Genomic DNA, 25,479 nt, shown 5'->3' on the forward strand with positions numbered 1-25,479 from the left:
CCGCTTTAACTCTTTCTGACTCAAAATGATAATGTCCTTTCGTGCCACCTTGCCTCCTTATCAAAAAGAGGCAGTTTAGCATTTCCAATTTAGGACATTTCTATTTTGGTGAATTAGGACATTATCATTTTGGCGGGACATCAGTAATATTAGAAAGACAAAACAACATCCCTCAACGTCTCCGCAGCTGTTTCAGGACAGATCGTATTTACATAAAGTCCTGAACCGAGTTCAAAGCCTGTCGGGATGCTCGTGCGAGGGCAAATCTCTATATGCCAGTGAAAGGACTTTGCGTTACCTGAGTACTCTGTCCCGTGCGGAAGTGAATGCAGGAAGAAATTATACTGAACTCCGCCGAGCACGGCATTCAGGCGCGCCATCGTCCTTTTGAACAGGACTGCGAGATCTGCAAGGTCATCCGGGCTTGCGTCAAGATAATCAGCCTGATGCTCAAGAGGTAAAATATGTATCTCCCACTCATACCTGCTTGCAAATGGTTTTATGGCGACAAACTTTTTACTGCGCTCTATGACAAACTGGCCGGCATTGACCCTGCGCCGTATCTCGCCTGATTCCCTGTCATACAGTAACGCCTCAAAGGTAAATGCCTCATCGATCAGGCTGCAGAAGATACATTGATGCGATGCCTCGTAATGCGCCTTGCTGCTGCGGACCTCGGCCTGAACATTATCAGGCACCACAGGCATTGCGATCATCTGGCTGTGAGTATGTCCGATGCTCGCGCCTGCAGCAGGGCCGGAATTCTTGAAGACGAGAACATACTTCAGGCGGCCATCAGAATGATAGAGCTGATCCATACGGCTGCGGTAGAGGGAGAAGAGAAGCGCAAGATGCTCGTCAGCCATTTCATGTATACGTATGCCGTGAGATGCGTGATCTATGACCACTTCATGGCGCCCGTAACCGTCGATGGTGTGCTGCAAACCATAAGCGAAATTAGGGTTCGTCATATCATCATCAAGCACAGGATAAAGGTTCTCCACTATGCGGAGTTCCCAGTCACCTGCAGCAGGCACCTGCATGATGGAAGCCGGTGTCATGGCCTCGTTCCCCTTGCAAAAAGGACAGGCATCTACGCGCGGCCGTGAATCATGCTGCACAGGCGCTTCCTCTTTTTTGGGCCGCATGCTGCGGGCAGTGGCAATAAGCACAGATTCACTCGGCACGATCGGATTGATCCGTATCTCGCGGATATTTTTTTTAGGCAAATCGGCCTTATCAGTCTCTCCGGTCATTTAAAACCTCCTGACGCGCGGCGTCCATTATCATGTCCTTTAAGTTTTTCGATATCCATGGGAAAGCGCGAAAGATGATTTATCTACACAAGCCTTCTGCTGATCAGGGGTTCAAGGGTTGATACTGTATTGCCTTTTTCAAAGATCGTCACCTTGCCCGTGCTTTCAGAGACCACTATGGCAACAGCCTTTGAACGACGGGTAATTCCTATGGCTGCCCTGTGCCTTGCTCCCAATCCCCTGAATTTCTTTGGCGAGGTTCCGCCTGCGTCAAGATGCCTGCCCGCCGCCTCAACGATCCCGTTTTCCGAGATAATTATCGCGCCGTCAAGTTTCGCAAGCTCCTTTATGCTCTCCACCACTTCGGCTAAACTTATCATCCTCTCTTTGCGGGGATAACCCTTAAAGGCATTGAAGACAGCCTGATGCGAAGACTTCAGGACATTCTCCGTATCGCCGATAACGAATATTGTGCCGACTGATTTACCCTCCCTGCCGAGAGCTCCGATGTCGAGCGCTATATCAACAACCGCCATTATCGTGTGGAACGCGCTGTTCTTGATTATCCCTCTTACATCGAATGGGAATTCCTCGCTCCATGAGAGCGAAAGGTCGTGAATTGTGACCGTGTCGAGATGGCTTTTCCCGGATGGGCCGAGGACGCAGACGACCTTGCTGTCAGTGTTTATCATCCCCTGCATCACTCCATGAAGGAACGCGTATTTGATCCTGGAAAAACGTGTCTGGTTCCCGGCCCAGCTCCTGATGATCGCCGAACATGAGCATTTGAAGCCCTGCGCATTTAAATTGAGGTTCTTTGGTATTACGAGGATAATGTGTTCCCGTTCAGTAATGCCGGATTTAAGCCACCAGCGGCATTCGGGAATGGTGTTCAGGAAGAGAAACATCTTCCGGCTTCCCGTCTCCCTCATCAGCCTCAGGGCATTTTCTATAATGGTCTTTCTCTGGTCTCTCATAATGTTTTAAATATCATATCATACTGAAGCTTTGGCAAAAAGGCCCATCGAAAAGCGGAGAGAACAGAGAGAAGTATCAGGATTTGATCAGCCTGAGATGCTGGCCGCTGATAATCACATCAAGAAATATTTCAACAGCATAAGGGTCAAACTGTTTACCTGAGAACTTCCGGAACTCTGCTATCGCGTAATCCTTGCCTGGTGAAACCCTGTAGGGCCTGTCTGAGGTCATGGAATCAAATGAATCAGCCACATGGATTATTCTTGACTGCAAAGGGATCTCATTCGCTTTTAAACCGTCAGGATATCCCGTGCCGTCAAAGCTTTCATGGTGGTGCCTGATTACAGGCACTATATCCCTCAACTGTTTGATGCCTTCGATAATAGCGGCGCCCTGAGCCGGATGCCGCTTTATGATCTCATACTCCTCACCTGTAAGCTTCCCGGGCTTATCAAGAAGAGCGTCATAAGTCCCGATCTTTCCGATATCATGAAGTATGCCTGCCAGCCAGATGTCCTTAAGATCATCCTCGTTAAAATTCATATTCCTTGCCATGAGTTTAGCGTATTCAGCCACTCTCTGAGAGTGTCCCTTTGTCCATGGGCTCTTTGCATCAAGGGCATTTACCATGGCCTTGACCAGCCCAGTAAAAAGCAGTTCAAGCTCTCTATATGAGTCGCTGACATCCTCCAGCATATTGAAGAAAGCTTCCCTGTTCTTCAGAAGGAGAGCGTCTTTATCGCTGTCTTCAGCCATTGCCTCCTTACCATAAAGTCCGTCAAACAGCTTCTCTGTATCGATCCCGGAGACATCCGGGCCTTTTTTATCTCCCTTCATGTCCCTCTGTCCTGTATTTTAAAAGCTCTTCATTTAATGTCTTTATATCTTTCTTTAATTCCTTCATTCTGAGTTCCCTGTTAACCGCCATTTCATAAAACTTCTCAAGGTCATCCACCCTCTTCTTGAGTTCCTCTTCTGATCTCTTGATCCCTGTAATATCCTTCATATAATGTACAGACCCCTTGATCTCACCGGCCTCGTCAAAGAGCGGCGATACGGAAACCATAAGATAACGTCCAAGGTGGTCGTCATTAATATCTTTTGTTACGGTCTTCCCGGCTTTCAGCATCTCAAGATGCGGACAACCGGCCATCGGCTCGCTAAAGTTATGGAACACTTCATAGCAGTGCCTGCCCACAATATCCTGTATCCGGACTCCGAGAAAGTCAGCCAGCGCTTTATTCGCCTTCACTATCCTGAAATCCATGTCATGAACAGTCACGAAATCAGCAATAGCATCAAATGTAACCCGCCACTCCTCAGCGGCATGAATTATCTTTTTTTCAGTCTCTTCCAGCTTTCTCTCACGCGTAACTTCCTTTATGGCCTTCTCCAGCACAAAAAAGAGCATCTCCATAAAGCCTTTATCCTTGACTATATAGTCCTTTGCTCCCAGCTTCATCATCTCTACAGCTATCTTTTCATCGCCGTGGCCGGTGACAATGATGAAAGGGACATCATTGCTCTTCTCTCTAAGCGCCTCAACAAGTTCGCTGCCCTTCATGTCCGGAAGCTGATAATCAAGCAGCATCATATCGATATTATTGTCAGATGCTTTTGCAATGGCCTCCCTGGCGTCAAACGCACACTCAACCTTCATCCCCGCACGCTCCAGAGTTTTCTGGATAAGAGAATTCAGCCCCTTATCATCCTCAACAATAAGAATGGTCTCCTGCCGGCCCGGTTTATTGTCTGATACCTTTCCGTTATTCATAAATCACCCATTATAAATATATCATAATTTTACCCGTCATCATATAGGAAATTCAGTATCCTCTTTTTCACGCTGTAAGGATGCCCCTTTCCCTGCCAACCCGATATTTTTATTAAGAAAAAACGTACATAGCGGAGCCAATGAAAAAAGCAGAGCCACAAGAACCGCCCTGATTATCAATGAGGCGACCAGAACCTCGGCTGTTTTCAGGCCGACGGCATCCCCTGAGAAAATAAGAACAGTTTCAGCAATGCCGAGAGAACCCGGGGTTATTGAGATCAGTAAGCTCATGGAATATAAAAGATTCATCAACAGGGCCTTTGCAATATCTATTTTAAGCCCCACGGAATAAAATGCCGCAAGCAGGATCAGCGTGGATATAATGATATTGACACAAGACAGCAGGGTCAATTTCAAAAGCAGTTTTTTATCATTTTTAATAATGTTCCAGCCTTTCAATATCTTATTTAAGCGAAGAAGCAAAAAACCGGCCGGTTCCTTAAAGGGAGAAGCAAAAAGGATAATACATGTCAGTAAGATAAAGAGCGCGCCGAAAATACCGGCTGCAATCAAGCTGCTAATATGATAAATATTATAAATATATGTAAGACAGAGTATCCCGGTTATTGAGACCGCAAGATAGTTGATTATATAGTTGCCTGCAAATCCCGCTGCAAAATCAGAATAAGAATGGCCGTGCCTTTTTTTAAGATAGACCGCCCTGAACCCTGCCCCGCCGCTGAACGGGGTAGTGTAGTTCGCAAAAGAGGAGAGGATCGAGATACCGAATGATTCCAATAAACCGAGGGTCACATCAAACTTCCTGACCAGTGCCTTTAGAAACATGCCGTTAATAAATAGAGATAATAGATTCAATAAGCCTAAAAGAAAGAGATAGCCGAAGCTAAGTTGGGATAGCTTATCAAAATCCCCCTCATGGTTCAGATAGTAATTTACTGCCCACCAGGCAAATATGCCGAGCAATAACAACCCGGCTATTTTCAATATCTTCTCTTTCATTTAGTAAATTCTATCAAGCCGGCACTCCGGCAATAATTTATAACTTTTCCAAATACATCGCCGCCATCTTGTTCTGCGGGTCAAGCTTCACCGCATACCGTAATGCTTTTGACGCGTTCTCCTTGTCGTTGTCATGGAAATAAGTAACACCAAGCAGGCCGTACAGCTTTGAACTGGCAGGCCAGAGATTTATCCCCTTTTTAAGAATTGAGATTGCGGCGGCATAGTCTCTCAGATTGAAATACGCGGCTGCAAGATTATAGTGTCCGAGATGGCTCTCCGGGTCAAGTTCCAGCGCTTTCTTGAAATTCTCCACCGCCTCAGGCAATTGTCTTAGCTGAAGATTTATGACGCCGGAATTGATATAAGGGACAGAATATTCGGGGTCTATTCTAATGGCCTTGTCAATATATTCCTTCGCCTTTTCATAATCATGGAAATAGTCTATATATATTACAGCGAGGTTATCATATGCCCCAAGATATGCCGGATCTATACGGATAACCTTTTCAAACTCAACTCGTGCCTTCTCGAACTCATTATTATCCAGATACGCCTTTCCGAGATTTCCGTGAACCCTTGCCTTATCAGGAGACTTTCCCGCGTTATCTTCCCATAGTGTGACCTGGCTGTTCCATAAATAGTTTCTTTCATGCGTCCAAAAGGCAAAGACAAAAATAGCCAGCACTATCAGCGCCATGCCTACTTTCTTTATTTGGGAATTTTCAAGGGTGATAACATATCCTGCAAAAAGCATTGCTATCCCCATGGAAGGAAGATAAAGCCTGTGCTCAAAAACAAGGTCAAGAGGGTAGATAGTTGACTCAACTGCCAGATTCATAAAGAACCACAGGATGCAGAACGAGAAAAGCGGGGTCTTTCTGGCACGGTAAATTGCAAAAGCCAAAAGCCCTCCCAGGAAAATAAGGGAGAAGAGCGTTGATATCGGAGAAAAAATGCCGGTGGACAAAGTGAAGTCATAATCAACATTCAGCCTTGAAGGATGCGGATAGAGAAGCAATGTCAGATACATGACAACTACCCGGAATTCTGTAATAAGCCTCTGATACGGTGTAATGCCTCTTTCAATATATCGTGCATTTATTTCCTTCAGAAAATCAGGCCCGAGGTAAACAAGAACCAGTGCCATCAGTGATATAACGGCAACGGATGAAAAAAGCAATATCTTCTTTCTCTTCTCCTTAAAAGAAAGCACCTCAAAAAAATAAAATTCATATAACACCACCACGAAAGGCAGCACAGCCGCGTTCTGCTTTGTGCTCAAGGCTATAACACCGCAAATGACCGAAAGGCAGGAATGCAACAGCCTTTTAGATGAACTGCTTTGCCTTGCGGAAATATAACTTATCAGAGAAAGGAGAAAGAAGAGTGAGGAGAGACTGGCAAGCCTCTGGACTGTATAGGTAACAGCCATGATATGGACAGGCTGCACGAGCCACAGCAATGAACCGGCAAGCGCTATCTCGCCGGAAACAGACTTGAACCTTTCCGGCGCTGAAGGCAACGAGAGGGTCATTTTTACCAGATAAAAAAGCGCTAACGCGTTAAGGATGTGAATGATTATGTTGAAAAGATGATATCCGAACGGGTTCAGGCCGCCGAGATAAAAGTTCATGGCAAAGGTGATAAATCCCGCTCTTCTGTCAAGATTGCTGTCAAACAGAATATCAAGCAGTTGTGGCAGCCTGGAGATGTTGATCATCGGATTATCCAGAAACGCGACATCATCAAAGATAAAAGGAGCGTTAAGGATATTTGAATACATCAAAAAAGCTATTGATGGTATCAGCAATAAGGCAAAAAGAAAGAAACGCCCTGAAGCAGGAGCTGTATTTTTTTTTACTTTTATTTTCACAATATCAAAAGAGAACCATCTTATTTTATTAACCTTACCAGCAGCCCCTTCAGGACTCCAAAACCAAACGACAGGAAAATCACAGGCAGGAAGAAGAGCAGCACAAACCTCTCCATCATGCTTTTCCCTATGACAGCGGAAATAAAAATATCCAGACAAAAAAAGATGGCCAGCGCATAAAGAATGCCGGCCGGATAAATAATAAAAAGGCCTGAACATACTGCCAGCAAAAAAAGAAAAGACCTGATAACAGCTGTAATTCTAACATGGCGGCCGTAGTAGTAATCTACAAACCTGGGGCCCCTTTCAAAAAGATGAACGATATTACTCCGAAGCCCTGACCTTTGAAGATATGTAATCTTGAGATCAGGGTTCCGGAATATTCTGTATCCTTCTTTGACTACATGTAAAAGCAGGCCGGTATCTTCATTCACATATTTACTTTCATAATTGATCATGGAGCAGGCTTCCAGAAATATATCTTTGGAAATAAAAAGCGACGTACTTCCCTTTGGAACCCTGTCAAAGTTCTCTTCAGTTATATAGTCATATTGATCAGAGTTTCTGAATGCTAAACCTCTTAACAAGCACAAGGCGATATCCCATTCATTTTTATTGCCTTCCACGGTTCTTGGTATCTGGACAGGATCATCGTATCTGCATATGGCATTGATAGCATCCTTATCAACAATGACGCGGCTGTCAATAAAAAAAAGGTTGTCATTCTCAGCTTCGCTTGCTCCGCGAAAGCGTGTATATGCCCTGCCCTTATTTTCTTCATTGCTTATCACCCTGATCCGGCATGAGTTCAGTTCACCGATAATATTCAGCGTATTATCGGTTGAACCGTCATCAACAACAAGTATCTCAAGAAGGTTCTCAGGATAATTGATAAGCAATATCGCTTCAAGGCATTGGCGTATCGTCTCAGCGCCGTTATATACAGGAACTATTATGGTGATATTCTTCATAATTAAATCAGGCAAATTTTCTTATCTCATCTACGATGATCTCTGAAGGGCTGAATTCAGCTTTTTTCACAGGAATAATAAAATCCCTGTAATTCTTAACAAAAGAATTGATGGCTGTATCTTCCATTTTAGAGAGGCATACATTCCTGTTAAGTCCTTCAAGCCTCTCTGTCTTTCTTCTGAGCAGAAGGCACGGCTTCCCCATGTAAAAACTCTCCTCCTGGTTGCCGCCGCCGTCGGTGACTAAAAACTCGCAGTGACAGACCAGCTTAATGAACTTAAAATAATCATAACGTCCGCGCATCTCGATGGCAGGATTTTCTTCCACCCTGCTGTACAAATTATACGCATGAAGTTTCTTCTCTGTAACGGGATGAAGGACAAAAAGAACTTTACAGCTTAAAGCAATATCTTCGACTATCTCTATGATCCGGTTCAGCCTTTTTTTATTGAGAAGATTTTCATATCTGTGAATAGAGACGATGCAGTATCTCTCTTCAGGAATATTTACATCTATATCTTCCATCTTCGCAACAGCCGCCTGAAATGTATCAAACAGCGTGTTCTCAAATGTGTTTACCTTAATGCCTTTGTGTTTCCTCAGGTTATCTATCGCCCAATGCCCCGGACAAAAGAAATAATCAGACAGATAAGATGTCAGCACCCGGGTTACCTCTTCCGGAAAGGGATGAAAAAAATCAGAGGAACGCAGCCCTGCCTCGATATGCGCTACTTTCAATCCAGCCATCCTGCCCATCAGGGCGCCTATGAGTGTGGTAATCGTATCACCGTGAACAAGCACCACTCCGGACCTGTCGACTCTGAATACCCTGTTTCTCGAAAACATACTCTTGCACAAGAGCCATGCTGACCAGATCAGCATGGAGAAGAGCGAAACAATATCCTTGCCGCTGTAGAGCACAATATCAGGTTTTTTCAGGCTGAAGGCATCGTGGAGTTCATCAACACCTTTTTTATGCTGTCCGGTGAAAATGTAATTGTAAGGGATGCCTCTTGACTGCATCATCTGCATCAAAGGCGCCGTCTTGATGAGCTGTGCCTTAGTCCCCAGTACGATGTGGATCATTAAAGCCCCTGGGTATATCCATCTTTTTCAGCCGGTACAATATCTTTTCCTGATTGATCCTGATCCTGTATAAGATGTCAGCTATTACTCCTGTAACAAATAATGCCATGGCATTAATAAAAAAGAAGGCCCCGACAAATCCTGACCATATCTGGCCGGAGAATCTCCCGGTGCTGAAATAATGGAAGAGAAGTATCGAGCCGAACAGAAGAGAGACAACAAAGAGAATGAACGCGATAGACCAGAAGAACCTGAGCGGCCTGTAATCCCTGTATGTCCGGAATATTATCTTCAATGTCTGAAGGACATAATTGGGAATGCTCGAGGCAACCCGCGATTCCCTGTCTTTAAAATATTTTACCCTGACCGGAACTTCGCGTATCCTCACCTTTTTGAATGTCAGGTCAAGGAATGATTCCTGTGTGTATGTGAACGACCCGAAAAGATTGAGCCTCATCAGCGTGTCTCGTGAATATGCCCTGAATCCGCATGAAACATCATAGAAACGTTTTCCGGATAACCTGCTGATAAGTTCTGACATCCTCTTGTTACCCCAGAATTTGATCTTCGGCATGTCAGGTATAAGTTCAGGGTTCATGAATCTTGAAGCGGTCACAAAATCAGCCTTGCCTTCAACTATCGGATCTATCAGCTTGTGTATATCAAGCGCTGAGAACTGCCCGTCCCCGTCAATGTTTACCATGATATCAAAACCATATTTCATCACATACTCAAGGCCTGTGTTAAAAACAGTTCCAACTCCCATATTGACATCATGCCTTAAGACAACGGCTCCGGATGAAGCAGCCAGTTCAGAAGTCCGGTCGCTGCTGCAGTCGTCAATCACGATTGTCTTATCTATAAAAGGCGGGAGAGAATCCAGAACATCCTTTATATGGCCCTCTTCATTAAATGCCGGTATGATGACAGCTACTGAATAACCTTTATACATTAACTATCCTTTTGCTTAATTCTGAAATATCTATTCGCATCTAATTGTATTATAAAGGTTAAGAAGAGAACAAGTTTAAATCACAAGAACAAACTGACATAAAATGGCAATTTTGATATAATTTATTACTTTTTTAATCAATTAAAAGATCGATCCCGGAGGATGAAATGTCAGAGGAACTTTATGATGTAATAATAATCGGCGGCGGGCCGGCCGGCCTCAGCGCGGCTCAGTATGCGTCAAGGTCAAAGCTCAGGACCGTAGTTCTTGATAAGTCCCCTACCGCAGGAGCGCTGGCATTCACGAGCAAGATAGCGAACTACCCCGGACAGGCTGCGCCGCTGAGCGGAACCGAGCTTCTGAATATCTTCCGCAAGCAGGCATTGGACTTCGGAGCTGAATATGTCGAGACCCAGGTTGTCGGGGTGAGCCTCGAAGCTGAAGTTAAAGATGTCATCGCCATGGACAAAATATACAATGGCAAGGCAGTGATCATCGCCACAGGTTCAATGGGCAGGAAGCCTTCCATAAAGGGGGAGGCTGAACTTCTGGGCAGGGGCGTGAGCTATTGCGCGATATGCGACGCGGCCTTCTATAAGGGAAAAACCGTATGCATTGTCGGAGACTCTGAAGAAGCTGTAAAAGAGGCTGACCTTTTGACAAGGTTTGCAGAGACTGTATATTTAATAGCTCCGGCAAAGGAGATAAAAGGAGAACATCCCGCGCTTGAAGCAGGCAAGATAAAAGTTCTCACAGGACACAAAGTGCTGTCAATTGATGGTGACGACGGTGTGACAGGCATCAGGGTGCTTAACTCTGAAACCTCTGAAGAGATGGAGATGCCTATGGACGGCGTCTTTGTATACCTCCACGGAAGCCAGCCGATCGTGGACTTTCTGAATTTTTCAGTTGACCTCAGCGATGAAAAGTGTGTGCTTGCAAACAGGATGATGGAGACCTCGATACCGGGCGTATTTACCGCAGGCGATGTCTCATGCACTGAAGTGAGACAGGTGGTGGTTGCAGCTGCTAACGGTTGCCTTGCAGCGCTTTCAGCAGAAAAATATATTCATCATAAAAAGAGAAGAAAGTTAGACTGGGGATAATCCTCATTCTTTTATCCCGATCTCTATCATCTTCTGCTTTATCGCCTTTATCCTGTCCCTGAGCTCGGCGGCACGTTCAAATTCAAGCTTCCGGGCCGCCTCTTTCATCTCTGACTCAAGCTTCTTTATATCTGCCTCATTGGCATATTCGACTGTCTCTTCCGCTACAGCGGGAACCGTCCAGTAGTCAGCCTCATATATTGAGCCGAGAATATTCTTGATATCCTTTATGACCGACTTCGGGGTTATCCCGTTCTTCCTGTTATACTCCTTCTGTTTTTTCCGCCTTCTCTCTGTCTCATCCATTGCAGCCTTCATCGAACCGGTGATATTATCCGCGTAGAATATGACCTTGCCGTTGATATTTCTTGCAGCCCTTCCCGCAGTCTGAATGAGCGACCTCGATGAGCGGAGAAAACCCTCCTTGTCAGCGTCAAGTATCGCGACGAGCGAGACCTCCGGCAGGTCAAGCCCTTCCCTCAGGAGATTCACTCCGATAAGCGCATCAAACTTGCCAAGCCTCAAATCTCTCAATATCTCAACCCTCTCAATTGTATCGATATCAGAATGCAGATATCTCGTCTTAACTCCGAGCTCTTTATAATGTTCAGAGATGTCCTCAGCCATCTTCTTTGTAAGGCTTGTCACAAGCACCCTCTCGCCCTTTTCCGCCCTCTCTCTTATCTCGCCGAGCAGGTCATCAAGCTGTCCGCTGACAGGCCTGATCTCTATAACAGGATCAATCAAACCGGTAGGCCTTACTATCTGCTCCACTATTCTCCGCTCTGATATTTCAAGTTCATACTCCGCAGGTGTCGCGGATATATAGATCACCTCATTAACTTTCTTTTCAAACTCATCGAACTTCAAAGGCCTGTTGTCCAAGGCAGACGGCAGCCTGAAACCATAATCTATAAGCGTCTGCTTCCTTGACCTGTCGCCCGCATACATCCCACCTATCTGAGGGATGGTCGCATGAGATTCATCAATGACGAGAAGATAATCGTCCGGAAAGTAATCTATAAGGCATGCTGAAGGTTCGCCCGGCGCCCTGCCGCTTAAATGCCTCGAGTAGTTCTCTATACCGTGGCAATAGCCGAACTCCTTCAGCATCTCCATATCAAACCTCGTCTTCTCCTCTATGCGCTTCGCCTCAACCTCTTTTCCCTGTTTAAGAAAATATTTTATCCTCGCCTGCATCTCGTTATTTATCTCTGCAAAGGCGTTCTGTATCCTTTCTTTAGATGTTATCCAGTGGCTGTTAGGGTAGAGCACCGTCTTTGAGAGCCTTCTTATTACCGCGCCTGTGAGAGAATCGAACTCAGATAATGCGTCAATATCATCGCCGAAGAATTCTATCCTTATGGCGTTCTCTCCTGAAAATGAAGGGAAGACCTCGACAATATCACCCCTCACCCTGAAGTCTCCCCGCTTGAAATCTTCATCATCCCTGACATAGAGCATCTCAACCAGCTTCCTCAAAAAGACGTCCCGCTCAAACCTCATGCCTGTCTCTATCTGCATATGCATTCCGAGATAATCTTCAGGAGAGCCGATGCCGTAGATGCACGATACAGACGCGACGATAATGGTGTCATTCCTCTCAAGCACCGCGCGAGTAGCTGAATGCCTCATCCTGTCAATATCCTCATTGATCATCGCATCCTTTTCAATATAGGCATCCACAGACGGCAGGTATGCCTCAGGCTGGTAATAGTCATAGTAGCTGACAAAATATTCAACCGCGTTTTCCGGGAAGAACTCCTTGAACTCTCCGTAGAGCTGCGCGGCGAGCGTCTTGTTGTGAGCGATTACAAGAGTGGGTTTATTGAGGTTTGCTATCACATTGGCAACGGTGAATGTCTTGCCTGAACCGGTCACGCCGAGAAGCACCTGATGAGCATGCTTTTTCATCAGGCCTTCAGTCAACGACTCTATCGCAGCAGGCTGGTCACCGGCTGGTTTGAAATCAGAGACGAGTTTAAATTTGTCTGTTGTCTTATTATTTGGCTTGGACATTATAATATGCGCATCATTTGTCAGATAAATTCAAATCGTTAATTAATATTTTAACATTTTCGCAAAATGAGCTTTTAATTGTATAATTCAGTAAATCAACGACCATGGGAACAAGATGAAAGAGGATATTTTTTCATATAATGAAGCTGTGAGTTTCGGCTGGGAGACGATGAAGAAGAATATTAAATTCTTTGTCATCCTTCTCTTTATAGCCCTGCTTATCGTGGAGCTTCCGGGATTTATCGGAGAACTTGCAAAGAAACAGGGGCTGACCTTTGTAGGAATTGTTTTAATGACCGCGGGGGTCATTCTGAATTTCGTGGTCAAGCTCGGCTTTATCAGGATCAGCCTGAACTTCTGTGACGGGGTGAAGAGCGAGTTTGATGAACTCCTCTCATCATTCGGCCTGCTCACGAACTACATATGGGCAACGATACTTTATGTGCTCATCATTGTCGGCGGGCTTGTGCTCTTTATCGTTCCGGGGTGCATATGGGCGGTCAAGTTCAACCTCTTCTCTTATTTCATGGTAGAAAAAGGGCTCGGGCCTATCGAAGCTTTAAAAGCCAGCGCGCTTGCCACTGAAGGCGCCAAGTGGGATCTCGCAACATTTGGAGTGCTTATGCTGCTTATCAATATCGCGGGATTTCTCTGCTTTGTGGTAGGGCTATTCGCTACGATCCCGACCACCATGATAGCTTACGCTTATGTTTATAAAAAGCTTGCGGCGCGCGCGGCATTGTTAAACGGACCGATGCCGCTGAATCCTGAGATCTAAACGAGCTTCTTTAAAACCCTCTCATATGCCTCAAGGTTGCTTCTGCCGAACAGGACAAATCTTATAAGCTTTATTTCAGGATGAGCATGAAGAAAATCTATCGCAGTTTGCAAGGCGATATTCGCTGCGTCTTCAACCGGATACCGGTAGGCTCCGGTGCTTATTGAGGGGAAGGCTATGCTTTTAATACCTTTTGATGATGCGAGGTTGAGAGAGTTTTGATAAGCATTACGGAGAAGCGTAGGTCCATTGTGTTTTCCGTCTCTGTAAACAGGCCCGACCGTATGTATGACAAACTTTGCTTTGAGATTTCCTCCTGAGGTAATCACAGCCTCGCCGGTTTCGCAGTGTCCTATCTTGATGCATTCCTCAAGTATCTTCGGCCCGCCAGCCCTGTGGATCGCTCCGTCAACCCCGCCGCCGCCGAGGAGAGTTTTATTCGCGGCGTTTACTATCGCATCAGTATCCTGCTTTGTTATATCGCCTTCAACGAGGGAGAGTGTGCTTTTGTTGATTTGGATTTCCATAAGTTCCTAAAAAAATCAAACTGTCCAGTCTACAACCTTTAAATGTTTTATCTTCCGGAACTCTCTTACATTATTGGTTACAAGGGTGATGCCAAGGCTCAGGGCATGCGCGCCTATCAGCATATCCATGGAGCCTATCGGATTCCCTCTCTTTTCAAGCGCTGCCCTTAGATCGCCGTAAGACCTGGCAACCTTTTCGTCAAAATCAGCTATCTCAAGCGGCAGAATAAAGGCATCCAAAGCCTCCCCGTTCTTTCTGACATGCTGACTTTTTGCCACGCCGAATCTAAGCTCAGCAAGCCCTATGGATGAGATGCCGATCTCTCCGACAGAATATGCCTTGAAACGTTTCAGCACGCTGGGCGGCTTCTGCTTGATAATGTAAATGCAGGTGTTTGTATCCAGCATAAACTTCATCAGAATATCTCCCGTGTCTGGGCTTTGGGCTGCTTCCTTTCCTTCATGAAATCATCAGAAAACCTGTCGAGGCTGTCAATCAGCGACTCCCATGAATCCTTTGCAGGGATCAGCATGACAATATTGCCTGATTTTTTAACATAAACGTGGTCGTCTTTGAACCTGAACTCTTTTGGCAGCCTGACAGCCTGGCTTTGGCCGTTCTGAAATATCTTTGCGGTCTTCATATATCACCTCCCGAGATAGTATATATTGAGAATATATATTTATTCAAGGAGTATGACGTATCTAAGCAACGTCAGCAATGCGGATTTTGCAATCTTCTGCAACCAGCTTCAGCATGGTTATTTGAACGCCTCAAAACCTTTTAAGTAATCGTCATAATCTATCGGAGATTCAATTCCGAATTCTGATAATAAATCTACTGCTTCGCTTACCGAGAGTTCCAACTTCTCAGACAAAGCGCTTAATGACAGCTTGCCCTCTCTGTAAAGTTTTATCATCAGAAATTCCCATCCGTAATCTATGAGTTCTCTTGCAACTGCAGACCTGTCTTTATGTCCTGTTTTGGACAGTTCATTGATTCTCTTTATCTCCCTGTCTTTAAGCCTTAAACTTATTACTGACATTATTTGCCTCCTTTCAGCCTTTTTGCAGCATCATCTATTATTCGTTTATTGTACCGCCCGTATAAAGATAATTTTTCGAGTTTTACGACTGCCATCTCTTTGTCAATTCTCCCTTTTCCCGCAAGGTTTATTAAAAAGTGAATTGCTGTTGTAAATTGAATATTCAATATCTTGCACGCTTTTATAGTCGGCAAATCATCCGCAGCAAGAGGCAGTTGCTTTTTTAATGCAATAGTAATCGACTCAGCCTCACCAGCATGAATTTTGAAATCTCTGCACAGCGCTGCCGCAGCTTCCTTGCTTGCAGTAACCACTTCAATTTTATGGTTATCAATAAGAGCCGAAATTAATTTGGCATCAAAAGTATCCTTGCGCGTGCATTCGGTTCTTACCATTTTTGGAATTATTATTTGAGTGTCATTTGAGATAACACCTAATAGTTCAGCTTTTGCCAGTAATATCAGAGTGGAAGAATCAAAAACCATTTTCATATGTTTACAATATACTACATGTGTAATTAATTAATCAACTTTTTAATACAAATTGCCAATAGTTAGCCTTATAGGGCAAAATACTGGCAAAAGTATCTAAGTCTCTTTAGTTTCAACAATATGTGAGATGCATCGTTGTTCCAAGGTATTACTTTGAGGATGACTTCACATATTCCTCTTAAACGTCAGTATCGCGATCACCATCATCACATTGGTAAAAACTAACAGGAAGACAATGTCATTGAAGATAACGTTCATGCCCGCACCCTTGAATAAGACGGATTTCAGCGCGTGTACCGCGTATACTTCTGGATTAACCTTTGCGAACGCCCTGAGCCAGCCGGGGAAACTCTCTATCGGATATATCGCGCCGCTTGGGAAGAAGAATATTACATTAAGAAAACCGCTTGAGAGGCCTACGATCCTCGGATGTGTTGCCCTTCCGAGGATGACGAACATGAGGCTCAGCAGGGCGAGAGTGGTTAGAACTATTATCATAAAGATGGAGAACATCTGCTCAATACCTTTTGAAAAAGGGATGCCTGTGATCAGCATGCTCGCTATCAATACTACAAAGGCTATCACAGTCGTTATCAAAAGGCCGCTTATGACAAGCCCTGAAACGATGTCAGTCTTGGAGAGAGGCGTGAGAAGGTAGCTCTCATCTATGCCTAAGAACCTGTCCATCACAAGGTTAAAAACCCCGGCTGTCATGGTGCCTAAGAATATCGCCATTATCACAACACCGGGCACGAGCGTCTGGTAGTAATCAACCATGCTGTAGATCTCAATGTTCCTTACATAGAACTCATAAGGCTTCTCCCTTACAGAAACATGCTCCTCCCGTACACTGTTTAATACACTGTTCACAAGCGCTTTGATAGTCACGGTGGAGACAGTATCGGTGTTGTCAAGAAAGAGTCCGACATCAGGTTCGCTCTTCAGGTTTGCCCTCTTGGTGAAATCAGGAGGGATTATCAAAGCTGCTTTATATGCCCCGTTCCTGACGCCTGTGAGAGCGGCATCCTGATCATTCAGCATATGGATCGAGACAGTTTTTGCGCCTGCCTCGACAGCCCTGAGGTTATCGATCAGCCTTCTTGAGTAGACTCCGGAATCCTGGTCTACTATCGCAAGCGGAAGTTCCTTAAGCTTTCCCTGAAAAGAGTTACCGAGGATAAGAAGATAGACCATGGGCATGACAAGGCTCATCATCACAACGATAGGATTGCGTATGAACTTCTTGATATCTCTCTCTATAACAGCCAGTAATCTGGTCATCTTGAAAGTTTTTGAGGCAGGCCCGCGCCGACAAAGAAGTTTATCTTCTTTGCGCCTTCCTCGCGTATTGATTTTCCTGTGTGATGTATAAATACATCTTCAATAGACAACTGGTGGATGTTCACTGATGTCACTATCCCGCCTGCCTCTTTCACATTATCAACAAGCGGCGAGAAATCAAGAGCTCCGTTATCCACGTACACCCGTAAAGTAGCTCCGTCTATCACAATATTATGGACAAAAGACAGCCCTTTTATCTTATCTTCAACCGGACTGATCTTTGAAATATCAGACAGTGTAAGGTAGATGATGTCATTGCCCGGAAGTTCGGATTTCAGCTTTGCCGGAGAATCAAGCGCTATTATCTTTCCGTTATCAATGATGGCAAGCCTTTCGCACAACGCCTCGGCCTCTTCCATATAGTGGGTGCTCAGGAATATTGTCAGCGAGTAATCTTTTCTGAACTTCTCAAGAAACTCCCACACAACACGCCTGCTCTGAGGGTCAAGTCCTATGGTGGGTTCATCAAGAAAGAGAACTTTCGGAGCGTGGACGAGAACGCGCGCTAACTCAAGCCGCCTGCGCATACCGCCGGAGTAGGTGGCGACAAGGTCATTCTGCCTGTTGGACAGGCCGATGATCTCAAATAGATCCTTTATCTTTTCCTTCCGCTCCCTTGACGGTATGCTGTAAAACCTGCCGTACAGATCCATGTTCTCATACCCAGTCAGGTCAAGGTCGCTTGTCAGAGCCTGCGGAACAACCCCTATCTTCTTTCTTACTTCCTGAGGAGACGCGGAGACATCAATGCCTGCGACAACAGCCCTGCCGCTGGTGGGTTTAAGCAGTGTGGTGAGCATCCTGATCAGTGTGGTCTTGCCCGCGCCGTTCGGGCCTAAAAAACCGAAGAACTCGCCATCAGGAACATTAAAACTAACATCGTCCACTGCGGCAAGAGTGCCGAACTTCTTCACCAGTCCGGAAACCTCTATGGCATTTGTCTTTTGCATAAGTTCATAAGTTCAACTGTTGATGCTTCTATTATTAATGTCGTCCTATCTTTCATGTTTTGTCATTCCGGCTTGTCCGGAATCTCTCTAATCCCCATCCTTGGATTCCCGACAAGCGGGAATGACGACTTTTTACGAGTTCATCAAATGTTAGTTCCCTAAAAACGCCTTCTTTACTTCCTCACTTTTTAGAAGATTGCAGCCTGTATCTTCCATGAATATGCTGCCTATCTTGAAAACATAACCTCTATGTGCTATCTCAAGAGCCATGCGAGCGTTTTGTTCTACAAGCAATATACTTGTACCTGTTTTATTTATTTCAATGAGTTTCTCAAAAATTGCGTCAACATATAATGGGGAGAGTCCGAGAGACGGTTCATCAGCAAGAAGCAGTTTTGGTTTTTGCATCAATGCCCTCCCCATGGCAAGTAACTGTTGTTCGCCGGTAGAAAGGACGCCCGCTTTCTGTTTTCTTTTGTCTTTCAATGAAGGGAACATATCCATGATTTTTTCTATTTCGTCATTAACACTATTCCCTTTATTATTAATTGCTCCCATTTCAAGGTTCTCAATAACTGTCATAGATGAAAAAAGATGTCTGCCTTCGGGTACAAGAGATATGCCTTTTAATACATGCTCATCAGGTCTTAGGTCTTTAATGTTTTCTCCATTCAAACGAATATCACCAGTTTTGAGATCAACCATTCCAAATACAGCCTTAAGCGCAGTAGATTTCCCTGCTCCATTAGGGCCGATCATCGCTACTATCTCATTTGAATTAACATTGAACGAGACATCTTCAATGGCTTTGACCGCTCCGTAAGAAACACTTATGTTCTTAGCATCAAGTAGCAACTTTTCTCCTCTTCCCCATATACGCATCAATCACGGCTTCATTATTCTGTATTTCGTTTGGTGTACCTTCGGCTATTTTCATACCATGGTTCAAAACAATGATCTTATCCGAAATGTCCATAACAACTTTCATGTTGTGTTCAATAAACAGTATCGTCTTGCCTGAAGCTTTAAGACCTTCTATAATCTCAAGCAGCTTAGGAATAGTATTTGGAAAAACGCCCGCTGTAGGTTCATCAAAAAGGTAAAAATCAGAATCTGTTCCAAGTGTCCTTGCTATCTCAAGAAGCCTTCTCTGACCGTGTGAAAGATTATTAGCAAGTTCTTCTCTCTTATTCTCAAGTCCAACCGTTTTAAGCAATTCCATCGCCTTATCTTTGTTTTCCCTTTCCTCTTTGAGCATAGATGATGTTCTGAAAATTGCCGCTGAAAGACTCTCACCGTTGTTGTAATCAAGTCCAAGTAATACATTCTCAAGTACAGTCATTTGAGGGAAAAGCCTGATGTTCTGAAATGTCCTTCCTATCCCAAGATTGAAAATCTTATGAGGAGCAAGGTGTGTGATATTTCTTTCATTAAATATGATCTTGCCTGATGCAGGTCTGTAAAAACCTGTAATAAGGTTGAACGTAACAGTCTTCCCTGAACCGTTCGGCCCGATCAGCGCAGTAATTGTTCCTTTTTCTATTCCAAAAGAAAGGTCATCAACTGCCTTGACCCCGTCAAAGTTTTTGGATAAGTTTTCTAAATTAAGTATTCCCATCTACTTAAACCTGTATTCTCCTATTATTCCCTGCGGCCTTTTAATCATTAAAACGATTAAGAGAAGCCCATATATCATTTGCCTGAGAGGAGCTGCAATAGAACTCGGCATTCCAAGAAACCTCAGCATCTCAGGGAAGATTACGAGTATCAACGCACCGATAAAAGAGCCCTTGATGTTTCCCATCCCTCCGAATACAACCATCAGAAGAACTGCGATAGATTCCATCATAGTGAAACTTGAAGGGTCAATGAAGGTTATATAATGCGCATAAAGGCTTCCTGCTATTCCAGCAAAAAACGCCCCTACAACAAAGACGATGAGTTTATACCGGTTAACATCTTTTCCTATTGAAAGACTTGCAACTTCATCCTCTCTAATGCTTTTGAGAATTCTTCCAAAAGGAGAGTCCACAATCCTGTTGATTATGAATGCTGTAATTAAAACAAAGACTATAACCAAGACAAGATACGCCCAGACAGGCTGAAGCTCAAAACCAAGAACGCTGAACTTTGGAATTCCCGGCAATCCCATTGGCCCCCTTGTCAAATCAACCCAGTTTTTTGAAATGGAATAAACGATGACTCCAAATCCAAATGTGGCAAGCGCAAGGTAATCTCCTTTGAGTCTCATTGAGGGGAATCCGATCACAAGTCCGAGTATAGAAGCAAAACAAGCTCCGACCAATAGCCCGATCCATGGAGATATGTCGTAATTCAAGGCAAGAAGACTTGAGGTATATGCGCCAACACATGAAAAAGCAATATGGCCTAAGGCAGGTATGCCTGTATAGCCGAGAATGAGGTTCAGGCTGAGGGTCAAGATAATGTATATACCTGAGATAATCAATATGTGCAAAAGATATTCCATTACAATCTTTCCTTATCGTCCTTCTTTCCTAAAATACCTTCAGGTCTGAGGAGAAGAAAAATAATTAAAACAGCAAAAGCAATTGTATCCTTCCATCCAGCCTGAATCTTCCATATTCCGAGGTTTTCCACAATGCCTAAGAAGAAGCCTCCAATCACTGCGCCGGGAATGCTCCCGATCCCTCCGATAATGGCAGCGATGATTCCTTTAAGAATTGCATTCATGCCCATAGTCGGCTCAATGTTCGTTTCAAGGGAGATTAGAATCCCTGCCATTCCCGCAAGCGCGGAACCGATGCCAAAGGCATATAAAATTATCTTTTCAGGATATATCCCTGATACACTTGCACCAATAGCATCATCAGCAACAGCCCTGATTGCCTTCCCCATCTTTGTTCTGTCAACTATAAACCAAAGGATTGCAAAAAGAATTAGTGAGGCAGAGAGAATAAGAATCTGAATTGGTGTTATGACTGCTGATAATATTTGATAACCCTCAACAACAGGGCCTGTCCGTAAAGTGAGTATCTGTGCTCCGTATAGAAGCTGAAGAAGATTTTGAATGAATATGAATATACCGAATGAGGCTATCAGAAACACAAGCGCCGGTGAATTGCTTTTTCTCAGAGGCAGATAAACAAGCCTGTCAATAGCTATGCCAAAAATGGCTGCAAAGACCGAGGCCAAAAAAAAAGAGAAAAAGGGATTGATACCTAAGGATATTGAAAAGCTATAGGCTAAATATGCCGCCACTGCATATATAACGCCATGTGCAAAATGAAAAAAACGGACGGTTTTGTGAATTATCGTGAACCCAAGTGCGATAAGAGCATAAATACTTCCTGATATTATGCCATTAAATAAAAGCTGATTTAACACTTTATTAGTGAATATATTTCCACATATCCAAAGACTTCTCTAATAAAATTATTTTCAAAGGACAGTTCTCGACGTTCCACATATGGTCTAATCACCTTTGTGCCTGAGGATGCTCTAACTCTCCTTTTGAAAGTAACGGCAAGTGCTTGTTGATTTTTTTAAGCTTAAGTTTTATAGTTTTTTCTTTTTTAATTTTCATTGCAATCACCGCCTGTTATAAATAAATTATTTTTAATCAAGTCTCTTGTGAAAGAATCCGCTTCTTTTTTATTACTTATGTTTAACTTGTCTCTAACATATTGTTTCAATTCATCTATTGTAAATATTTTATCAGTGTCCTTTAAAAATCTCAATGTCTCCTTTGACGGCAATTCATAAAGACAATCGTAAACGAAATCATAGAGTAAATAGGAGCGTGGCTGAGAATTATAATTATTGAATGATTTCCCTGACAAATATGGATTAATATAATATACTTTTTGTTTATGTCTTACCTCATTTTCTTTCATGGCAGTTTTAAATGATAAAAAATGACTAATATTTTCTGGATATTTCTTATGTCCTATGAAGCCATCAATCATATCTTCTATCTCTTTTTTTATTTTCTCATAGTTAATACTTACTGATGAATCGCGTCGCTCATATCCATATAAATATTCTAAGTCATAATTTTCTTTCTTGAAAATATTTTTTATATTAAAACGATCAGGTTTATAAAAAACAGGAGTTAATGGTTTTAGCTGATAGATACTAATATAATAAGAAAAAGTATCCTTATCTACATACCGTAATATACTATTGATAAATTTCTTTGATAAATCCAAATCCGACATCGTTTCAGTCGGGAATCCTATCATAATAAAAAGATGTATACCTATGCCAACATCTTTTGAATTTTGTAATATTCTTCTTATTAATGCAATATCTGTCCCTTTGTTCATTTCGTTTAAAACTTTTTGATTACCACTTTCAAGTCCGAAGTAAAGCTTCTCACAACCGCTCTGCTTCAATAATTGCAAGGTTTCATTGTCAAATCTTTTATCAAACCTGGCTCCTGCATACCACCGTATCTTGTCCCCCCCATTTATTAACAGACTAGCAACTTCTTTCAATATGGTCGGCGGTAATGACTCATTAACAATTGAAAAATCATACGTTACGTAGGCTTGTGATAAGTATCTCAAATCACTAACAATTTCATCAGATTTTTTACTCCGTAATCCTCTGCCTGCTATAAGGAATTGGTTGCAAAAAGAACATTTCCCCCAATAGCAACCACGTGCAGGTTGATATGATAATACGGGGGTAGGAGAAAGATATTCGGCCAACGGCAAACCATTATAATCTGGTGGTGGGATTTGGTTAACATGTTCTCTATGCATAACTGACGTTTGATTTACACGTTTTTCAATAACGTCATAATACATAATATTCGGCACTTCTGTTATTCGTTTAGTACCGGATATGTGTTGCAATAAATTAAGGAAAGGAGTTTCTCCCTCACCGAGAATAAGATAATCTACGTAATGAAAAAACTGGGGAATCTGTTTGATATTATCTTCCAATCGATTAAAGACTTGTCCTCCAAAAACAATTTTCACCTTTGGCATCATATCCTTATACATTTTAGCCAAAGTGAAGGATGGTATAATCTGAGAAAGTGCGGTAACCGAAATGCCAATAATGTCATAAGTATTTTGGTTGTTTTTCTTAATAAAACTGTCCTTGAAATAGTCGATATAAGGATTTTCTGGTGAAGACGTAGCATCTATAATCTCATCAAAAGCCTGATTAGAAAATCTCATGGAAAAGTTCTTTGGTGTAATAAGTGAAGGATAATAAGCTGCTGAAATAATATCAAAACTCCTCTCTATAACATTTTTATGAAAGTTATATTCAGACATAGTTGTTTCTGCTCGATGTTTAAAATAGCGAAGAGAACGTGCGATGTTCTTTGCAACAATGGGATAATAGAGCATTACCTCACATAGATACTGGTACATCTCTTTTTTATCGATATCTAGATGTCCGCTAACTTTCTTGAGACTACTAGCGACACATCTTACACGTTTAATACATTTTTTCAAAAACTCTTTCTTTGTTAAATAGTAGAATGCATCAAGATTTGCATCAAACTGATCAACAACCTGAACACCATTTTGCTTTAAAAAAGCTTTGAGCATTGGGGTGCTGATGTACGGCTGATCAACGGAAAAGTTCGGTGGAAATATTAAGAGTATTTTTAATGTCATTTTTTATGTATCTCATACATTTGGAGCAATATTCGCAATCAGCTTTTGTTGTAATGCTATTACTTCATATTTAAATTCACTAGCGCTTATTTGCTCTACTTGAAGATCAGAAAAAATCGTTCCTGTACAACTATCCTTTTCTTCGCATAGGTTAGCTGTTGTTAATGCATAATAAAGTGAATCTTTAATATCCGTTACATCTTCCCCCAAAGAATACATAGCTAACGCTTCTACAACAAAATAATTAGCTCTTATGTTGAGACTTTCCGGAATATCCTGACGAAGAAAACGTAAGAGCAGATTAAGTCTTTGTTTAGTTATTTCTGCATCCGAGAATTCATCAACGCGTCTAGGAACAATAACTCGAATGTCGTGCCCCTCAACTTTTTCATAATAATAACGGCCAGGAATTAAGACATAATATAATAAAGCTGAGTAGTTCATTGGCTGATACTTTAAAACTTTATCAATGAGACAACTCGCTGCACCTATTAAATCAGCAGGGATAAGCTTCAACTTTCGCTCGCAACCTTTATTTCGCTCTCCCGTTTTTAATTTACTCAAGCATTTGATAATTTGATTTTGAGTCTTTTCAGTATAGTACAGCCACTTATCATTTATAGATATTGCAAAAATCGTTAATGCCAAGCCATATTCAGCTTGATTTTTTATGTTGTTATCTCCCCCAATATGCAGTTGTGTGAAAGTTTCAATTGATTTATCGTACTCACCTTGTTGCCTATATGCAATGCCTAATCTATATAAAACTTTACAATAAAGATCTGTATCTAAGTTTTTTTTTAAAAGTTCTTCAAATGTGTTAATTGCCCTTGGATAATCATTTTCTGCACAATAATTAATCGCTCGGGCAAACCTAAGTGTTGAGCCGTTTCCAACCTTATCCAAATATTTAAGGACATAGCTATCTTCGCGAAAGACTATTTTGTCTATTGATGTTATGACATCATAAGATGACTTTGAAATTTGATGACTTTCAGTGAAGTTAGGGAGATGAGCCAATGCAAGTTCAGCATTTGAAACAGTCAGTCGAGAAACTTCATCTAGTTTCTTGTCCATATCGAACAATTCTTTAATTTTATTACCAAAGAAAAGGCCGACTAAGCCAAATACTACTCCTATAAATGTTAATCCGATTTTTGCATAATCCGCTTGTAACTTATTTTCTGAATCTCTGTTCTTCCTTGGGGGATCTACCTGATTTACATTGTCTGGTATTTGTGCATTAACTGCTTTAGAAGAGTCTTGTGCGATTTTATCTAATCTATTGGCATCTTGACTATCATTATTTTTAAGTTTCTTATCAATTGCAGCAATGTTATCACTCAGGGCCTGAACTTTATTTTCAATGGTTAATGAATGAAATGACCACATTGATACTATCGATGAAATAATCACTATCATCAAGGCAAGAATATGCCATGCCGTTTTCCAATAATCCATGAGAATTGCAGCAACACCAGTAGAGACCAGCAGAATTGAAAACAACGTAGCCAACTGAGGATCAAACTCCAAAAAAGCTGCACCATAAACAAAATATCCTGCCGCAATTAATGCACAGGCCAAAATAAGTTTATCTAGCCTCTTTAATAACCATAAAAACTTTATAAAGTTACGAGTTAGATATTCTTTTGTTAGATATTTTTTTATATGTCTAACCATATCCATACT

25 protein-coding genes are annotated in these 25,479 nt (G+C 42.6%); 2 read left to right on the forward strand and 23 right to left on the reverse strand.

The window, feature by feature from the left end; genetic code table 11:
* Window positions 1–149: 149 nt before the first annotated feature.
* The 9 genes from HY807_09400 to HY807_09440 all read right to left on the reverse strand — a co-directional run bounded on the left by HY807_09400 (window position 150) and on the right by HY807_09440 (window position 9,914).
* On the reverse strand, window positions 150–1,256 hold the full coding sequence (locus HY807_09400; protein MBI4826616.1) for a DUF4931 domain-containing protein: 1,107 nt from the start codon (window positions 1,254–1,256) through the stop codon (window positions 150–152).
* A gap of 83 nt (window positions 1,257–1,339) precedes the next feature.
* Entirely contained in the window at window positions 1,340–2,233 is an 894-nt protein-coding gene (locus HY807_09405) for a DNA integrity scanning protein DisA nucleotide-binding domain protein (protein MBI4826617.1), read from the reverse strand.
* A gap of 76 nt (window positions 2,234–2,309) precedes the next feature.
* Window positions 2,310–3,071: an HD-GYP domain-containing protein gene (locus HY807_09410; GenBank protein ID MBI4826618.1), complete on the reverse strand. Its 762-nt coding sequence runs from the start codon at window positions 3,069–3,071 to the stop codon at window positions 2,310–2,312.
* Window positions 3,058–4,008, reverse strand: a complete 951-nt coding sequence (locus tag HY807_09415; protein ID MBI4826619.1) for a response regulator — start codon at window positions 4,006–4,008, stop codon at window positions 3,058–3,060. The genes HY807_09410 and HY807_09415 overlap by 14 nt, the downstream gene beginning before the upstream one ends.
* 39 nt (window positions 4,009–4,047) lie before the next feature.
* Window positions 4,048–5,028, reverse strand: a complete 981-nt coding sequence (locus tag HY807_09420) for a flippase-like domain-containing protein (protein MBI4826620.1) — start codon at window positions 5,026–5,028, stop codon at window positions 4,048–4,050.
* 37 nt (window positions 5,029–5,065) lie between these two features.
* The gene (locus tag HY807_09425; GenBank protein MBI4826621.1) at window positions 5,066–6,904 is read right to left on the reverse strand and encodes a tetratricopeptide repeat protein; all 1,839 of its coding nucleotides are present in this window, start codon (window positions 6,902–6,904) and stop codon (window positions 5,066–5,068) included.
* A gap of 20 nt (window positions 6,905–6,924) precedes the next feature.
* Complete coding sequence (locus HY807_09430) at window positions 6,925–7,890, reverse strand: glycosyltransferase (protein ID MBI4826622.1); 966 nt, start codon at window positions 7,888–7,890, stop codon at window positions 6,925–6,927.
* Window positions 7,883–8,962, reverse strand: coding sequence for a UDP-N-acetylglucosamine 2-epimerase (locus HY807_09435; protein ID MBI4826623.1), 1,080 nt, complete (start codon window positions 8,960–8,962; stop codon window positions 7,883–7,885). Before HY807_09435 ends, HY807_09430 begins: the two co-directional genes overlap by 8 nt.
* The gene (locus HY807_09440; GenBank protein ID MBI4826624.1) at window positions 8,937–9,914 is read right to left on the reverse strand and encodes a glycosyltransferase; all 978 of its coding nucleotides are present in this window, start codon (window positions 9,912–9,914) and stop codon (window positions 8,937–8,939) included. Before HY807_09440 ends, HY807_09435 begins: the two co-directional genes overlap by 26 nt.
* A 167-nt stretch (window positions 9,915–10,081) precedes the next feature.
* Here HY807_09440 and HY807_09445 point away from each other — a divergent pair, with 167 nt between their 5' ends.
* Window positions 10,082–11,020: an FAD-dependent oxidoreductase gene (locus tag HY807_09445; GenBank protein MBI4826625.1), complete on the forward strand. Its 939-nt coding sequence runs from the start codon at window positions 10,082–10,084 to the stop codon at window positions 11,018–11,020.
* A 3-nt stretch (window positions 11,021–11,023) separates the two neighbouring features.
* On the opposite strand, the gene uvrB is transcribed toward HY807_09445, so the two are convergent.
* The gene (gene uvrB, locus HY807_09450; GenBank protein ID MBI4826626.1) at window positions 11,024–13,039 is read right to left on the reverse strand and encodes an excinuclease ABC subunit UvrB; all 2,016 of its coding nucleotides are present in this window, start codon (window positions 13,037–13,039) and stop codon (window positions 11,024–11,026) included.
* Window positions 13,040–13,154: 115 nt separating this feature from the next.
* On the opposite strand from uvrB, the gene HY807_09455 reads away from it, so the two are divergent.
* Complete coding sequence (locus HY807_09455) at window positions 13,155–13,817, forward strand: hypothetical protein (protein ID MBI4826627.1); 663 nt, start codon at window positions 13,155–13,157, stop codon at window positions 13,815–13,817.
* On the opposite strand, the gene HY807_09460 is transcribed toward HY807_09455, so the two are convergent.
* From HY807_09460 to HY807_09520, 13 genes are all read right to left on the reverse strand, one after another.
* On the reverse strand, window positions 13,814–14,344 hold the full coding sequence (locus HY807_09460) for an O-acetyl-ADP-ribose deacetylase (GenBank protein MBI4826628.1): 531 nt from the start codon (window positions 14,342–14,344) through the stop codon (window positions 13,814–13,816). The two genes, HY807_09455 and HY807_09460, sit on opposite strands and share 4 nt — an antisense overlap.
* A 15-nt stretch (window positions 14,345–14,359) precedes the next feature.
* On the reverse strand, window positions 14,360–14,761 hold the full coding sequence (locus tag HY807_09465; protein MBI4826629.1) for a type II toxin-antitoxin system VapC family toxin: 402 nt from the start codon (window positions 14,759–14,761) through the stop codon (window positions 14,360–14,362).
* Window positions 14,761–14,988, reverse strand: coding sequence for an antitoxin (locus HY807_09470; GenBank protein ID MBI4826630.1), 228 nt, complete (start codon window positions 14,986–14,988; stop codon window positions 14,761–14,763). Before HY807_09470 ends, HY807_09465 begins: the two co-directional genes overlap by 1 nt.
* Before the next feature lie 117 nt (window positions 14,989–15,105).
* Complete coding sequence (locus HY807_09475) at window positions 15,106–15,390, reverse strand: ribbon-helix-helix protein, CopG family (protein ID MBI4826631.1); 285 nt, start codon at window positions 15,388–15,390, stop codon at window positions 15,106–15,108.
* Window positions 15,390–15,881, reverse strand: coding sequence for a hypothetical protein (locus tag HY807_09480; GenBank protein MBI4826632.1), 492 nt, complete (start codon window positions 15,879–15,881; stop codon window positions 15,390–15,392). The genes HY807_09475 and HY807_09480 overlap by 1 nt, the downstream gene beginning before the upstream one ends.
* 165 nt (window positions 15,882–16,046) lie before the next feature.
* A complete protein-coding gene (locus HY807_09485; protein ID MBI4826633.1) occupies window positions 16,047–17,162 on the reverse strand; it encodes an ABC transporter permease in 1,116 nt (371 codons plus the stop codon).
* Complete coding sequence (locus HY807_09490) at window positions 17,159–18,172, reverse strand: ATP-binding cassette domain-containing protein (GenBank protein ID MBI4826634.1); 1,014 nt, start codon at window positions 18,170–18,172, stop codon at window positions 17,159–17,161. Before HY807_09490 ends, HY807_09485 begins: the two co-directional genes overlap by 4 nt.
* Before the next feature lie 150 nt (window positions 18,173–18,322).
* Complete coding sequence (locus HY807_09495) at window positions 18,323–19,054, reverse strand: ABC transporter ATP-binding protein (protein MBI4826635.1); 732 nt, start codon at window positions 19,052–19,054, stop codon at window positions 18,323–18,325.
* The gene (locus tag HY807_09500; protein ID MBI4826636.1) at window positions 19,017–19,790 is read right to left on the reverse strand and encodes an ABC transporter ATP-binding protein; all 774 of its coding nucleotides are present in this window, start codon (window positions 19,788–19,790) and stop codon (window positions 19,017–19,019) included. The genes HY807_09495 and HY807_09500 overlap by 38 nt, the downstream gene beginning before the upstream one ends.
* Window positions 19,791–20,660, reverse strand: a complete 870-nt coding sequence (locus HY807_09505; GenBank protein MBI4826637.1) for a branched-chain amino acid ABC transporter permease — start codon at window positions 20,658–20,660, stop codon at window positions 19,791–19,793.
* Window positions 20,660–21,538, reverse strand: a complete 879-nt coding sequence (locus tag HY807_09510; protein ID MBI4826638.1) for a branched-chain amino acid ABC transporter permease — start codon at window positions 21,536–21,538, stop codon at window positions 20,660–20,662. Before HY807_09510 ends, HY807_09505 begins: the two co-directional genes overlap by 1 nt.
* 188 nt (window positions 21,539–21,726) lie before the next feature.
* Complete coding sequence (locus HY807_09515) at window positions 21,727–23,790, reverse strand: radical SAM protein (GenBank protein ID MBI4826639.1); 2,064 nt, start codon at window positions 23,788–23,790, stop codon at window positions 21,727–21,729.
* A 12-nt stretch (window positions 23,791–23,802) separates the two neighbouring features.
* Entirely contained in the window at window positions 23,803–25,476 is a 1,674-nt protein-coding gene (locus tag HY807_09520) for a tetratricopeptide repeat protein (GenBank protein ID MBI4826640.1), read from the reverse strand.
* Window positions 25,477–25,479 lie beyond the last annotated feature (3 nt).

It is taken from the genome of Nitrospirota bacterium, from assembly GCA_016207885.1.
Classification (GTDB): Bacteria; Nitrospirota; Thermodesulfovibrionia; order UBA6902; family UBA6902; genus JACQZG01.